We start from the raw sequence: 12,133 nt of genomic DNA on the forward strand, positions 1-12,133 counted from the left end.
GTGCAGAAGATAGTGCGATGAGAAACAAGATACAAACAGCGATCCAGTTGATTTACCCGCCACGCTGTATCGAGTGCGGAGGTCTGGTCGAGAGTGACTTTGGGTTGTGCGGTCCGTGTTGGTGCGGCACCCCTTTCATTGGTGGCTTGGTCTGCGATCTTTGCGGCACGCCTCTACCAGGAACAGACGATGGGTCTCCTGTTTGCTGCGATGATTGTATGAAAACCGAACGCCCCTGGCAAAAGGGTCGCTCGGCTTTGCTCTATAAGGACAATGCGCGAAAATTAGTACTGGCGCTCAAACACGGTGATCGGCACGACATCGTACAGCCTGCTGCAAAATGGATGATGCAGGCGGCGCGCCCCCTTTTGCGACCCAACATCATCGTTGTACCTGTACCTTTGCATTATTTACGCCTGCTCAAGCGCCGCTATAACCAATCCGCCCTATTGGCACAGGCGTTAGCCCGTGTCCTTTCTATGCCCTGGTGTCCGGACGCGCTTCAGCGACCGCACACCAGGGGCAGTATGAGTGGGCTCGCCTTTGAAGAGCGCTATCGCAAGATGCAGGGCAGCTTCCGGCCCCACCCGAGACGGGCGCATTTTTTGGCTGAGCGGCCTGTTTTGCTGATTGATGACGTTATGACGTCTGGTGCCACTTTATCCGCCGCAACAGAGGCCTGTTTTCACGCAAAGGCCAAGGAAGTTCACATTCTGACACTGGCACGCGTTGCAAAGGATACATAAATCCCCCAGTAATGATGCGACCTGTTGGGGGAAACCATGAAACCAGTTCAAATCTACACCAGCCCGCTTTGTGGATTTTGTCATGCGGCAAAGCGGTTGCTGAACCAGAAAGGCGTCGAATTCACCGAGATTGACGTCTGGGCGAATCCCGATCGCAAACCCGAGATGATTGACCGTGCAAATGGCGGGCGCACTGTTCCGCAGATTTTTGTCGGCGAAACGCATGTTGGCGGTTGCGATGATCTGTACGAATTGGAGCGTGCCGGCAAACTTGACCCGCTTCTGGCTGTCTGACCGATGAAGACTGCGCTGCTGCAAATTACGTCGTCGGATAATCCCGAGGCCAATCTGACCAACTTGCGGGACCAATGCCGAGCGGCTGCCCGAAACGGGGCAGGCTTTGTTCTGACGCCCGAAGTCAGCAACTGTGTGTCTGGCAGCAGGAATCATCAGAACTCTGTTCTGCGGTTGGAAGCCGATGACAAAACGCTGTCTGCTTTGCAGGAAGACGCACGGTCCTTGGGGATTTGGCTGTTGATTGGATCTCTGGCTCTGAAAACAGAGGATGCAGATGGTCGGTTTGCCAACCGGTCCTTTCTGATCAATCCTGAAGGCCAGATCGCGGCGCGCTATGACAAGATCCACATGTTCGATGTGCAAGTAACGCCCGAGGAAACCTATCGCGAATCCGATGGATACCGGCCGGGCCAGAAGGCCGTTCTGGCTGAAACGCCTTTCGGCAAGATTGGCATGACGATTTGCTATGACATCCGGTTTCCTTATTTGCACCGAGCATTGGCAAAAGCCGGGGCCACTATTCTGACCGTGCCAGCGGCGTTTTCTTACGTGACGGGGGCCGCCCATTGGGAGGCGCTGTTGCGCGCGCGCGCGATTGAAACCGGGTGCTATGTGCTGGCGCCCGCGCAGACCGGAAAACACACCGCGTCCCGAGGGCCCGAGCGCAAGACCTATGGACACAGCATGGTGATTTCACCCTGGGGTGAGGTGTTGTGCGACGCAGGTACGGAAACCGGCATCTGCTATGTTGATCTGGACCCCGAAGCAGTGGCAAAAGCGCGGGGCAGAGTTCCGTCCCTGACCCATGACCAAAGGTTCGATGGCCCGCTATGAGTGACAATAACGCCTTGGCCATTGCCCTGTTCGGCGAAATCCTGACCGCTGAACAACTCGCCCGCGCGCGACTGAGCAAGGTGTTGCCGAAAGGGATGGAACTTTCGCACTTTTCGGTGCTCAATCATCTGGCACCTGCTGGTGCAGAACGTAGCCCGGCCCAACTGGCGAAGGCGTTCCATGTCACACGTGGGGCGATGACGAACACCTTGAACAAGCTTGAATTGGCGGGCTACATCCATATCCGCCCAGATTGGGATGACGCACGCCGCAAGATCGTGGGGATAAGCCCTGCAGGCCGACAGGCACGCGACGAGGCGCTTGCCAGCATTGCACCAATGATTTCAGAAATTGTGAGTGAACTGGGCGAAGCCCGTGTGCGAGCCGCCCTTCCAATCCTACGTGAATTGCGCGTGAAGCTGGATCAGGATTGAACCCGTCAGATCAGGCGGGTTTCGTACTGGCCGTGACGTAATTCACGCTGAGGTCGCGATCAGAAATAGACCATTGCCAGCTGATCGGGTTGAAGACGAATCCCTTGCGATCCACCGGTGTCAGGCCTGCTTTCTGAATCAACTCGAACAGTTCATCAGGCGTGATGAACTTTTGCCATTCATGCGTGCCCTTTGGCAGCCAGCGCATCACATATTCAGCGCCCACAATGGCCATCGCAAAGCTCTTGGGATTGCGGTTGATGGTCGAACAAATATGCAGTCCACCAGGTTTCAGGAGTTGTTGACAGGCGGTGAGATAGGAAAGCGGGTCGGCGACATGTTCGACCACTTCCATATTTAGCACGACATCAAACTGTTCACCTGCTGCGGCCATGGTCTCGGCAGTTGTATGTCGATAATCGATGTCGAGACCGGATTGTTGAGCGTGTACCTGCGCGACCGGAATATTCCCGCCGGCCGCATCTGCGCCAACAACCGTTGCGCCGAGGCGCGCCATGGGTTCGCTCAGCAACCCGCCGCCGCAACCGATGTCCAAAAGGCGAAGACCTTTAAACGGCAGTTCTGATTCGAGATCACACCCGAATTCCTCTGCAATTTGGCGGGTGATATAGTCGAGCCGGCAAGGATTCAGCATGTGAAGCGGCTTGAACTTTCCACTCGGATCCCACCATTCGGCGGCCATGGCCTCGAATTTGGCGACTTCAGAGGGGTCGACAGTGCTTTGAGACGCTTGCATTCTGATCTCCATATGCTCAATTGGGCCGCCTGAACTATATAGGTCAGACATGGACAAAAACTCGGGCCAAAAGCGCGCAGTGCATTACCTCTATCCTCCGGTCGAACCCTTTGACCAGCGGATGATCGACATGGGTGATGGTCACCGCATATACGTCGAGCAATCCGGACGGGCGGACGGCTTGCCTGTAGTCGTGGTGCATGGCGGACCCGGTGGTGGCAGCAGCCCTGCAATGCGTCGCTATTTCGATCCTTCTATCTATCGCATTGTTCTGTTTGATCAACGTGGATGTGGTCGTTCTACGCCCCATGCAACCGTCGAGAACAACACAACCTGGCATCTTGTGGCCGATATGGAACGGATCCGCACCGATTTGGGGATAGATGACTGGGTCGTGTTCGGGGGCAGTTGGGGGGCGACACTTGCGCTGGTCTATGCCCAGACCCACCCCAGCCGAACCGCATTTCTTGTTCTGCGAGGTGTCTTTCTGATGACACAGGCCGAGCTTGATTGGTTCTACGGCGGTGGCGCAGGCAAGTTCTGGCCCGAACCGTGGGAGCGGTTTGTTAAACTGATCCCTGACGCCGAAAGAGAGAACCTGATCGAAGCCTATCATAAACGGCTTTTTTCTGGGGATCGCGGAGAGGAAATCAAATACGCCCGTGCCTGGGCTTCGTGGGAAAATGCCCTAGCATCCATTCATTCAACTGGATCCGGAGGAGAGCCGCCAGCGGAATATGCCCGTGCCTTTTCGCGCTTGGAGAACCACTATTTCATAAATCACGGTTTCCTGGAAGTGGACCGGTATATTCTTGAGAATATGGACAAAATTTCTCATATCCCCGGCGTGGTGGTGCAGGGGCGCTATGATATGATTTGCCCTCCAAGTTCTGCTTATGAACTTTGCAAGCACTGGCCGCGCGCGCAATTGCGGATGGTGCGCAACGCAGGCCATGCGCTTTCTGAACCGGGGATTAGCGCGGAATTGGTGCGTGTAATGGATCAAATGTCCAAGGTTTAAGGCCAGTTTTTCGGCTGAATAGTGCCAAATCCCCCGAAACTTGTTCTTATGCCACTAAAAATGTTCCAAAAGCGAAATTTGAATGTCGGTTTCAGATTTTCAGGGTTTACAGACCCCTGATCGCCGTTAACCTGAAGACAAACAAGAAAAACAACAGGTGAGGACCATTGGCCTCTATTCTGAAAATCATTGCTCAGCGGCTTGCGCTGGGCGTTTTAACCTTGTTCGTCGTGTCGATCGTGATCTTCGCAGCGGTCAACCTTTTGCCGGGCGACTTTGCGCAACTCATCCTTGGGCAAGGGGCCACACCCGAAGCTGTCGAGGCGATCCGCAAAGATCTTGGCCTCGATCAGCCTCCGGTCACGCGCTATTTTCAATGGCTTGGCGGCGCCATCCAAGGCGACCTCGGAAACAGTTTTGCCCAAGCTAATTTTGCCAGCTTCGCCGGATCGGATGTTGGCACCGGTAAGGGAACCGTCGCCGCCCAGATTGCGCCGCGGTTCGAAAACACGATCTTCCTTGCGGGCGTTACGGCGATGATCGCGGTGCCAATCTCGATCACGCTGGGGGTGCTTGCCGCGCTTTACCGGAACTCGGCTTTCGACCGCAGCGCGAATATCCTGACCCTGTCCTCGATTTCTTCGCCCGAGTTCTTCTTGGCCTATATCCTGATCCTGTTCCTTGCGGTGTTGAACCCGATCCTGCCGTCCCTCTCCAATATATACGAAGGCATGGAGTTCAGCGAGCGGCTGACCCGGACCCTTCTGCCTGCCCTGACCCTGACCCTTGTGGTCACGGCACATATGATGCGGATGACGCGGGCCGCGATCATCAACCTGCTGGCCTCGCCCTACATCGAGATGGCCCGGTTGAAGGGCATCTCGCCAATGCGTGTAATCGTCCGCCATGCGCTGCCGAATGCCTTGGCGCCGATCATCAACGTGATTGCCCTGAACCTTGCCTATCTCATCACCGGTGTTGTCGTGGTTGAGGTTGTCTTTGTGTATCCCGGAATTGGTCAACTGTTCGTCGACAGCGTCAAAATCCGCGATATCCCTGTGGTTCAGGCCTGCTGTCTGATTTTCGCGGCGGCCTATATCCTGCTCAACCTCACGGCGGACATCCTTTCGATCATCTCCAACCCACGTCTGAGGCATCCGAAATGAATATCTTTGGTGTGATTGCGCTTTGGATCATTGCTATTGGCGTGGCGGGGTGGCTTTTCCGGTTTGCCGGGCAAAAAATCACCGGGAACAAACCGATGTTCCGTGACATGCCTTATGGCGTTGCATTCGGCTATGTGCTCGGGGCGGTTGTGTTGGTTTGGCTGGTCTGGGCTTATTCGCTTTCGCGGTCTGCAGATCCGGCTGTTGCGAACAAGTATTTCTTCCTAGGCAAAGCCGTTGAAGGTTTCATCCTGTTCGCAATCGCGGCCTGGATGTTCCGTATCTTCGGGCGTCATGTTGGAACAGCAGGGACGCGTAAGCTGTTCCGGTCCATGCCCCTTACCGCCAGTTTCGGTATCCTGACGATCCTGATATACGCCTTTGTGTCGATCTTCGCAGGAGTTCTGGCCCCTTACGGGCAAGAAGAGATTCTTGCGGCGGCCAATGTCGTGCCCGGCGGGAATCCTGCCATGGGCGGGAACCCGGATTACCCTTTGGGAACCGACCAGATTGGCCGCGATATTCTGTCGAGGCTGATTTACGGCGCACAGAACACGGTTGGCATCGCTTTTGCCACCACGGTTCTGGCGTTTCTCATTGGGGCGACGCTCGGGTTTCTCGCGGCAACCCTCGGCGGGTGGCTGGATCAGCTGCTGAGCCGTGCCGTTGATGTTCTGATGGCGATCCCGTCGCTCATTTTCGCCTTGTTGTTGATGACGATCGCTTCGGCTTGGGCCGGGTCTGAAAAGGGGCTGCTCACGTTCTACATGGTCATCATCATTGCCGTGATCGACTCAACTCGTGTGTTTCGCTTGGCGCGTGCCGTTGGCCTGAATATCGTTGTCATGGACTATATCGAGGCCGCCAAATTGCGCGGCGAAGGTATGGGGTACCTAATTTTCCGCGAAATCCTGCCGAATGCCACCGCGCCGCTTCTGGCCGAGTTTGGGCTGCGCTTCTGCTTTGTGTTCCTCACCATTGCGTCGCTGTCGTTCCTTGGTGTGGGGATCCAGCCGCCCCTGGCAGATTGGGGCACGATGGTGCGGGATTTGGCACAGTTCATTAATTTTGCCGCTTTTGCCCCGCAGGTTGCCAGTGCGCCGTTGCTGGCTGCGGGGGCCATCGCCCTGCTGACAGTTGCCGTCAATTTTGTGGTCGACTGGATGCTTCACAAGTCCTCTGGACTGAAAGAATGAGGAGACAGCGCAATGACTGAACAATTGCTGAAAGTGCGCGGTCTCAAGATCGAAGGGCGCAGCGACGAAACTTGGAACCAGATCGTGAATGGCGTCGATATCGATCTTAAAAAGGGCGAAGTTCTTGGTCTGATCGGCGAATCCGGTGCGGGTAAATCGACCGTTGGCCTTGCCTCAATGGGCTTTACGCGCGACGGGTGCCGTATTTCCGCAGGATCGGTTGAGTTCGACGGGATTGATCTGGTCAATGCATCCGCTGCGGTGAAGCGCAGTCTTCTTGGCAAACGTATCGCTTATGTCGCGCAATCCGCCGCCGCCTCGTTCAACCCGGCGCACAAGCTGATTGATCAGCACACCGAGGCGCCCACCCAGCACCACGTGATGTCCAAAGCGGAAAGCGAAGCGGACGGGATCGAGCTTTATCGCAAGCTGCGTTTGCCCAATCCGGAAGAAATTGGGTTCCGCTATCCACATCAGGTGTCAGGGGGTCAGCTTCAACGCGCTATGACAGCTATGGCCATGTCGACGCGTCCGGACCTGATTATCTTTGATGAGCCCACCACAGCCCTTGATGTGACAACACAGATTGAGGTTCTGGCGTCGATCCGCGAGATTGTGGAAGAGTTTGACACGGCAGCGATTTATATCACCCACGACCTTGCCGTGGTGGCGCAGATGGCCGACAAGATCAAAGTTCTGCTGAAAGGTGACGAGGTTGAAGAGGCCGACACGCGCACAATGCTGTCGGACCCCAAAGAGGACTATACCAAGTCGCTCTGGGCCGTACGCAGTTTCCAGAGACCGCAGAAACCTTATATCAGTGGCGGCCAAACACCTGTGGTTTCTGTTAAGAACGTTACGGCTGCCTATGGCAAGGTCCCCGTTCTGCATGATGTGAGCTTCGACATTCACGAGGCGCGCACGGTTGCGGTTGTCGGAGAATCCGGCTCGGGTAAATCCACGACGGCGCGCTGCATCACGGGCTTGTTGCCGCCAAAGCAGGGTCATATCGAATTTGATGGCGAGATGTTGCCGCTTGATTACCGCAAGCGCAACAAGATGCAATTGCGACAGGCGCAGATGATCTATCAGATGGCCGATACAGCACTGAATCCGCGCAAAACCATCGGCGAGTTGATCGGCAGGCCTGTCCAATTCTACATGGGATTAACGGGCAAGGAAAAACGCCGGCGTGTCGACCAGTTATTGGAAGAAATCGAACTAGACCCTTCGGTTTACTACAGCCGTTTGCCTTCTGAATTGTCCGGTGGTCAAAAACAAAGGATCGGCATTGCGCGCGCTTTGGCGGCCGAACCCAAGTTCATCATCTGCGACGAAGTCACATCCGCCCTTGATCAACTGGTTGCCGAAGGCATCCTGAAACTGCTTGCCAGGCTTCAGGACGAGCTGAACCTTTCCTACATGTTCATCACGCATGACCTTGCAACGGTGAAATCCATCGCGGACGAGGTCGTTGTGATGAAGGACGGGCGTGTGGTCGAACAAGGTGCAAAGGACGAAATGTTCAAACCGCCGCACCACCCCTACACAGACCTTCTGCTTAGTTCAGTGCCTGAAATGGATCCGGACTGGCTCACAAATCTTCTTAATGAACGCGGAGTTGATAACATCGGCGACGCGGCTGTTGATAAGATGTAAATCGAATCGCCCTTTCTTTCGGGCGTCACAACCATTCGGGAAAACCCGAAGTTAAAACATGGGAGATGACAAATGACGAGAATTAGCAGACGCGGCTTGCTTAAGACAGGTGCTGCCGCCGGTGTGCTGGCCATGACTGGCCTGCCGGCCGTAGCCATGCCGAAACGTGGTGGCAAACTGCGTGCGGGCCTGTCCGGCGCCAACACCTCGGATAGCTGGGATGGCCGTACCCACTCTGACCTGTTCATGATCGCCTCGGCACAGGGTTCGGTTTTTGACAGCCTGACGATGGTGGCAGCAGACGGATCGCTTCAAGGCGAGCTTGCCGAGAGCTGGGAAGCTACCCCGGACGCCAAAGTATGGACCTTCAACTTGCGCCAGGGCGTGACTTTCCACAATGGCAAGTCGTTCGGCGCTGACGACGTAATTGAGTCCTTGCAGTTGCACGTCGCTGAAGGGGCCAAATCGGCGGCGAAACCGATCGTGTCCGCCATCACCGAAATGAAGAAGATGGGCGACCATCAGGTTCAGTTCACCCTGGCTAACGGCAACGCGGACTTCCCCTATCTGATGTCGGACTATCACATCCTGATGTATCCGGCAGGTCAGATCGAAGAAGCGATTGCCAACGGCATTGGCACGGGCCTGTACCAAGTAACTTCGTTCGAGCCAGGCGTGCGTATGACCGCCAAGCGTTACGAAGGCCACTATAAAGGCGACGGTGCGGGTTTCTTTGACGAGATCGAATATATCGCGATCAACGACAATACCGCGCGCATGAATGCGTTGATGACTGGTCAGGTGGATGCGATCAACCGGATCGACTTTAAAACCGAAGCGTTGCTCAAGGCGAACCCGAATATTGCTATTCAGGAGGTGACGGGCAACCAGCACTATACCTTCCCGATGCTGTCCAAGACCGCGCCGTTCGATGACCTCAACGTGCGCCGTGCGCTGAAATACGGTGTGAATCGTCAGGAAATGGTCGACAAGATCCTGCTGGGCCACGGCCAAGTGGGCAACGATACACCGATCGGACCAGCCAACCAGTACTATGCCGGCGACATGGAGCAACTCGAGTACGATCCGGACAAGGCGGCTTTCTACATGAAGGAGGCCGGCCTGACCGAGTTGAATATCGATCTGTCTGCCTCCAACGCTGCGTTCGAAGGCGCGGTGGATGCGGCACAACTCTATCAGGCCTCGGCCAAGGGTGCAGGCATCAATATCAACGTGGTACAGGAACCGGCGGATGGCTACTGGTCAAACGTCTGGCTGAAAAAGCCTTGGTGCGCATGTTACTGGTCCGGCCGCGCGACCGAGGACTGGATGTTCTCAACCGCATACGAAGCCGGTGTGCCGTGGAACGATTCCCAGTGGGATCATCCGCGGTTCCAGGAACTGCTTTTGTCGGCGCGCGCCGAACTGGATTCGAACAAGCGTCGCGACCAGTATCGCGAGATGCAGGAAATCCTGCGAACAGATGGTGCCGTCATCGTGCCGATGTTCGCCAACTATGTTCAGGCGATCTCGACCAAGCTGGGTGTGCCGGAAACTGTTGGCAACCTCTGGCAGATGGACAACGCTCGCATGGCCGAGCGTTGGTGGTTCAGCTAAATCCAGGCTTGAAGTTCAAAGGAAACGCCCCGCAATCGCGGGGCGTTTTCAGATAGACCTTGCAGACTCGGAGTTTCCTGCGTATATCACCCCTCAACAGCGGTGCGCTGAGGGTAACGCCCACAACGCTCCATCGGAAATTTCGACGGGCCGCTGGCCCGTTTTTTTGTGTCTGGAACACGACTTATGAGTGACCTGATTGCCAAGACCGCGATTGATCGCAAATTGGCCGAGATTATTATTCCTGTCATTGAGGACATGGGATTCGAGCTTGTGCGCCTGCGCCTGCAAGGCGGTAATACGCACACGCTTCAAATCATGGCGGAACGCCCCGAGGGCGGGATCGAAGTTGACGAATGTGCTGAGATTTCGAACGCCATCAGCGCCGTACTTGATGTCGAGGATCCACTTGTGGATTCTTACGTCCTCGAGGTTGGTAGCCCGGGGATCGACCGGCCTTTGACTCGCCTCAATGACTTTGAGACTTTCGAAGGCTATGATGCCAAGATCGAGACGTCCGAACTGATTGATGGCCGCAAACGCTTCAAAGGCGTTCTGGCTGGCATCGAAGGTGAAGAAGTACTGATCAACATCGAGGACAAGGGCGAACCCGTTACCGTGGGTCTCCAGTTCGATTGGTTGGCAGATGCCAAGTTGGTGATGACCGACGAACTGATCAAGGAAATGCTGCGTCAGCGCAAAGCGGCGGGCACCATCAACGAAGACGATTTTGACGAGATCGAGACCGAAGGGTCCGAAGAGGAGTAAACCATGGCAATTACCTCTGCAAACCAGCTCGAGCTGTTGCAAACCGCCGAGGCCGTCGCGCGCGAGAAAATGATCGACCCGTCCCTCGTGGTTGAGGCGATGGAAGAGTCTTTGGCCCGCGCGGCCAAATCGCGTTATGGCGCCGAAATGGACATCCGCGTCAGCATCGACCGCAAGACCGGTAAGGCGACCTTTACCCGTGTTCGAACCGTCGTGGAAGATGAAGAGCTTGAAAATTATCAGGCCGAATTCACGGTTGAGCAAGCCAAGCAGTACATGGAAGATCCTGCCGTCGGTGATACCTTTGTGGAGGAAATCCCACCGGTCGAAATGGGCCGAATCGCGGCACAATCGGCGAAGCAGGTAATCCTGCAGAAGGTGCGCGAAGCCGAGCGTGATCGTCAGTTCGAAGAATTCAAGGACCGCGCCGGTACTATCATCAATGGCACTGTGAAGCGCGAAGAATACGGCAATGTGATCGTGGACGTCGGTCAGGGCGAAGCTGTCCTGCGCCGTAACGAAAAAATCGGCCGCGAAGCCTATCGCCCGAACGACCGTATCCGTGCCTATATCAAGGATGTGCGCCGCGAAACCCGTGGTCCGCAGATCTTCCTGTCGCGGACCGCGCCGGAATTCATGGCCGAACTCTTCAAAATGGAAGTGCCGGAGATTTATGACGGTATCATCGAAATCAAGGCTGTGGCCCGTGACCCCGGTTCGCGCGCTAAGATTGCCGTGATTTCCTATGACGGGTCGATTGATCCTGTAGGTGCCTGCGTTGGTATGCGTGGCAGCCGCGTTCAGGCGGTTGTAAACGAACTGCAGGGCGAAAAGATTGACATCATCCCGTGGAACGAAGATCAGCCGACCTTCCTTGTGAACGCGCTGCAGCCCGCAGAAGTCACCAAGGTTGTTCTTGATGAAGAAGCGGGCAAGATCGAAGTTGTCGTGCCTGATGAACAGCTTTCCTTGGCGATCGGTCGCCGCGGCCAGAACGTACGTCTGGCCTCGCAGCTTACCAACCTCGACATCGACATCATGACCGAGGCCGAGGAATCCGAGCGCCGTCAGAAAGAATTCGAAGTGCGCACCAAACTGTTCATGGAAACGCTGGATCTGGACGAGTTCTTTGCCCAGCTTCTGGTTTCCGAAGGCTTTACGAACCTTGAAGAGGTTGCCTATGTCGAACTGGACGAGCTTCTTGTGATTGACGGCGTCGATGAGGGCACCGCGGAAGAGTTGCAGGCGCGTGCCCGCGACTATCTGGAAGCCCAAGCTAAGGCAGCGCTTGATGCGGCCCGCGAAATGGGCGTTCAGGACAGCCTGGTTGAATTCGAGGGTCTCACACCGCAGATGATTGAGGCGCTGGCCAAAGATGGCGTGCTGAGCCTCGAAGACTTTGCAACCTGTGCTGACTGGGAGCTGGCCGGTGGGTGGACGACGGTCGATGGTGAACGCGTCAAGGATGACGGCATTCTCGAGCCCTTTGGCATGACGCTCGAAGAAGCTCAGGACATGGTCATGACTGCACGTATCGTTCTGGGCTGGGTTGATCCGGCCGAGCTTGAAGATGCCGAAGAGACCGACGGCGAAGAGATCGAAGAGGAGGCCGAGGCCTGATCGCAGGCCTCGGAGGCT

At 55.9% G+C, this 12,133-nt stretch carries 12 protein-coding genes; 11 read left to right on the forward strand and 1 reads right to left on the reverse strand.

The annotated features are described in order from the left end of the window. Nucleotides 1-17: 17 nt before the first annotated feature. From WNE31_RS01375 to WNE31_RS01390, 4 genes are read left to right on the forward strand one after another with little or no spacing between them, the layout of a single operon-like run. A complete protein-coding gene (locus WNE31_RS01375) occupies nucleotides 18-746 on the forward strand; it encodes a ComF family protein (RefSeq protein WP_349977791.1) in 729 nt (242 codons plus the stop codon). Nucleotides 747-782: 36 nt separating this feature from the next. Then, nucleotides 783-1,040 carry a glutaredoxin 3 gene (gene grxC, locus WNE31_RS01380; protein ID WP_349977792.1) on the forward strand — a complete coding sequence of 86 codons (258 nt, stop codon included), beginning with the start codon at nucleotides 783-785 and terminating at the stop codon, nucleotides 1,038-1,040. Between the two features lie 3 nt (nucleotides 1,041-1,043). Then, nucleotides 1,044-1,877 carry a carbon-nitrogen hydrolase family protein gene (locus WNE31_RS01385; protein WP_349977793.1) on the forward strand — a complete coding sequence of 278 codons (834 nt, stop codon included), beginning with the start codon at nucleotides 1,044-1,046 and terminating at the stop codon, nucleotides 1,875-1,877. After that, nucleotides 1,874-2,311: a MarR family winged helix-turn-helix transcriptional regulator gene (locus WNE31_RS01390; protein ID WP_349977794.1), complete on the forward strand. Its 438-nt coding sequence runs from the start codon at nucleotides 1,874-1,876 to the stop codon at nucleotides 2,309-2,311. Before WNE31_RS01385 ends, WNE31_RS01390 begins: the two co-directional genes overlap by 4 nt. 10 nt (nucleotides 2,312-2,321) lie before the next feature. On the opposite strand, the gene ubiG is transcribed toward WNE31_RS01390, so the two are convergent. After that, nucleotides 2,322-3,068 carry a bifunctional 2-polyprenyl-6-hydroxyphenol methylase/3-demethylubiquinol 3-O-methyltransferase UbiG gene (gene ubiG / locus WNE31_RS01395; RefSeq protein WP_349977795.1) on the reverse strand — a complete coding sequence of 249 codons (747 nt, stop codon included), beginning with the start codon at nucleotides 3,066-3,068 and terminating at the stop codon, nucleotides 2,322-2,324. A gap of 49 nt (nucleotides 3,069-3,117) precedes the next feature. Between ubiG and pip the strand changes: the two genes are divergently transcribed. The 7 genes from pip (at nucleotide 3,118) to nusA (ending at nucleotide 12,115) form a co-directional block, all read left to right on the forward strand. Then, nucleotides 3,118-4,089: a prolyl aminopeptidase gene (pip, locus tag WNE31_RS01400; protein WP_349977796.1), complete on the forward strand. Its 972-nt coding sequence runs from the start codon at nucleotides 3,118-3,120 to the stop codon at nucleotides 4,087-4,089. Between the two features lie 167 nt (nucleotides 4,090-4,256). Then, nucleotides 4,257-5,255: an ABC transporter permease gene (locus tag WNE31_RS01405; protein WP_349977797.1), complete on the forward strand. Its 999-nt coding sequence runs from the start codon at nucleotides 4,257-4,259 to the stop codon at nucleotides 5,253-5,255. Then, on the forward strand, nucleotides 5,252-6,451 hold the full coding sequence (locus WNE31_RS01410; protein WP_349977798.1) for an ABC transporter permease: 1,200 nt from the start codon (nucleotides 5,252-5,254) through the stop codon (nucleotides 6,449-6,451). The genes WNE31_RS01405 and WNE31_RS01410 overlap by 4 nt, the downstream gene beginning before the upstream one ends. Before the next feature lie 12 nt (nucleotides 6,452-6,463). After that, on the forward strand, nucleotides 6,464-8,110 hold the full coding sequence (locus tag WNE31_RS01415; RefSeq protein WP_349977799.1) for an ABC transporter ATP-binding protein: 1,647 nt from the start codon (nucleotides 6,464-6,466) through the stop codon (nucleotides 8,108-8,110). 72 nt (nucleotides 8,111-8,182) lie between these two features. Beyond that, a complete protein-coding gene (locus WNE31_RS01420) occupies nucleotides 8,183-9,727 on the forward strand; it encodes an ABC transporter substrate-binding protein (RefSeq protein WP_349977800.1) in 1,545 nt (514 codons plus the stop codon). Between the two features lie 186 nt (nucleotides 9,728-9,913). Beyond that, the gene (gene rimP / locus WNE31_RS01425) at nucleotides 9,914-10,495 is read left to right on the forward strand and encodes a ribosome maturation factor RimP (RefSeq protein ID WP_349977801.1); all 582 of its coding nucleotides are present in this window, start codon (nucleotides 9,914-9,916) and stop codon (nucleotides 10,493-10,495) included. Between the two features lie 3 nt (nucleotides 10,496-10,498). After that, the gene (gene nusA, locus WNE31_RS01430) at nucleotides 10,499-12,115 is read left to right on the forward strand and encodes a transcription termination factor NusA (RefSeq protein WP_349977802.1); all 1,617 of its coding nucleotides are present in this window, start codon (nucleotides 10,499-10,501) and stop codon (nucleotides 12,113-12,115) included. Nucleotides 12,116-12,133 lie beyond the last annotated feature (18 nt).

Origin of the sequence: Shimia fortis, from assembly GCF_040225985.1 — a bacterium.
Lineage (GTDB): Bacteria > Pseudomonadota > Alphaproteobacteria > Rhodobacterales > Rhodobacteraceae > Shimia.

What these genes read in the sequence shown, in the direction of transcription:
- WNE31_RS01375 (WP_349977791.1), top strand. Translation starts at nt 18, where the DNA reads ATGAGAAACAAGATACAAACAGCGATCCAGTTGATTTACCCGCCACGC.
- grxC (WP_349977792.1), top strand. Translation starts at nt 783, where the DNA reads ATGAAACCAGTTCAAATCTACACCAGCCCGCTTTGTGGATTTTGTCAT.
- WNE31_RS01385 (WP_349977793.1), top strand. Translation starts at nt 1,044, where the DNA reads ATGAAGACTGCGCTGCTGCAAATTACGTCGTCGGATAATCCCGAGGCC.
- WNE31_RS01390 (WP_349977794.1), top strand. Translation starts at nt 1,874, where the DNA reads ATGAGTGACAATAACGCCTTGGCCATTGCCCTGTTCGGCGAAATCCTG.
- ubiG (WP_349977795.1), bottom strand. Translation starts at nt 3,068, where the DNA reads ATGCAAGCGTCTCAAAGCACTGTCGACCCCTCTGAAGTCGCCAAATTC.
- pip (WP_349977796.1), top strand. Translation starts at nt 3,118, where the DNA reads ATGGACAAAAACTCGGGCCAAAAGCGCGCAGTGCATTACCTCTATCCT.
- WNE31_RS01410 (WP_349977798.1), top strand. Translation starts at nt 5,252, where the DNA reads ATGAATATCTTTGGTGTGATTGCGCTTTGGATCATTGCTATTGGCGTG.
- WNE31_RS01415 (WP_349977799.1), top strand. Translation starts at nt 6,464, where the DNA reads ATGACTGAACAATTGCTGAAAGTGCGCGGTCTCAAGATCGAAGGGCGC.
- WNE31_RS01420 (WP_349977800.1), top strand. Translation starts at nt 8,183, where the DNA reads ATGACGAGAATTAGCAGACGCGGCTTGCTTAAGACAGGTGCTGCCGCC.
- rimP (WP_349977801.1), top strand. Translation starts at nt 9,914, where the DNA reads ATGAGTGACCTGATTGCCAAGACCGCGATTGATCGCAAATTGGCCGAG.
- nusA (WP_349977802.1), top strand. Translation starts at nt 10,499, where the DNA reads ATGGCAATTACCTCTGCAAACCAGCTCGAGCTGTTGCAAACCGCCGAG.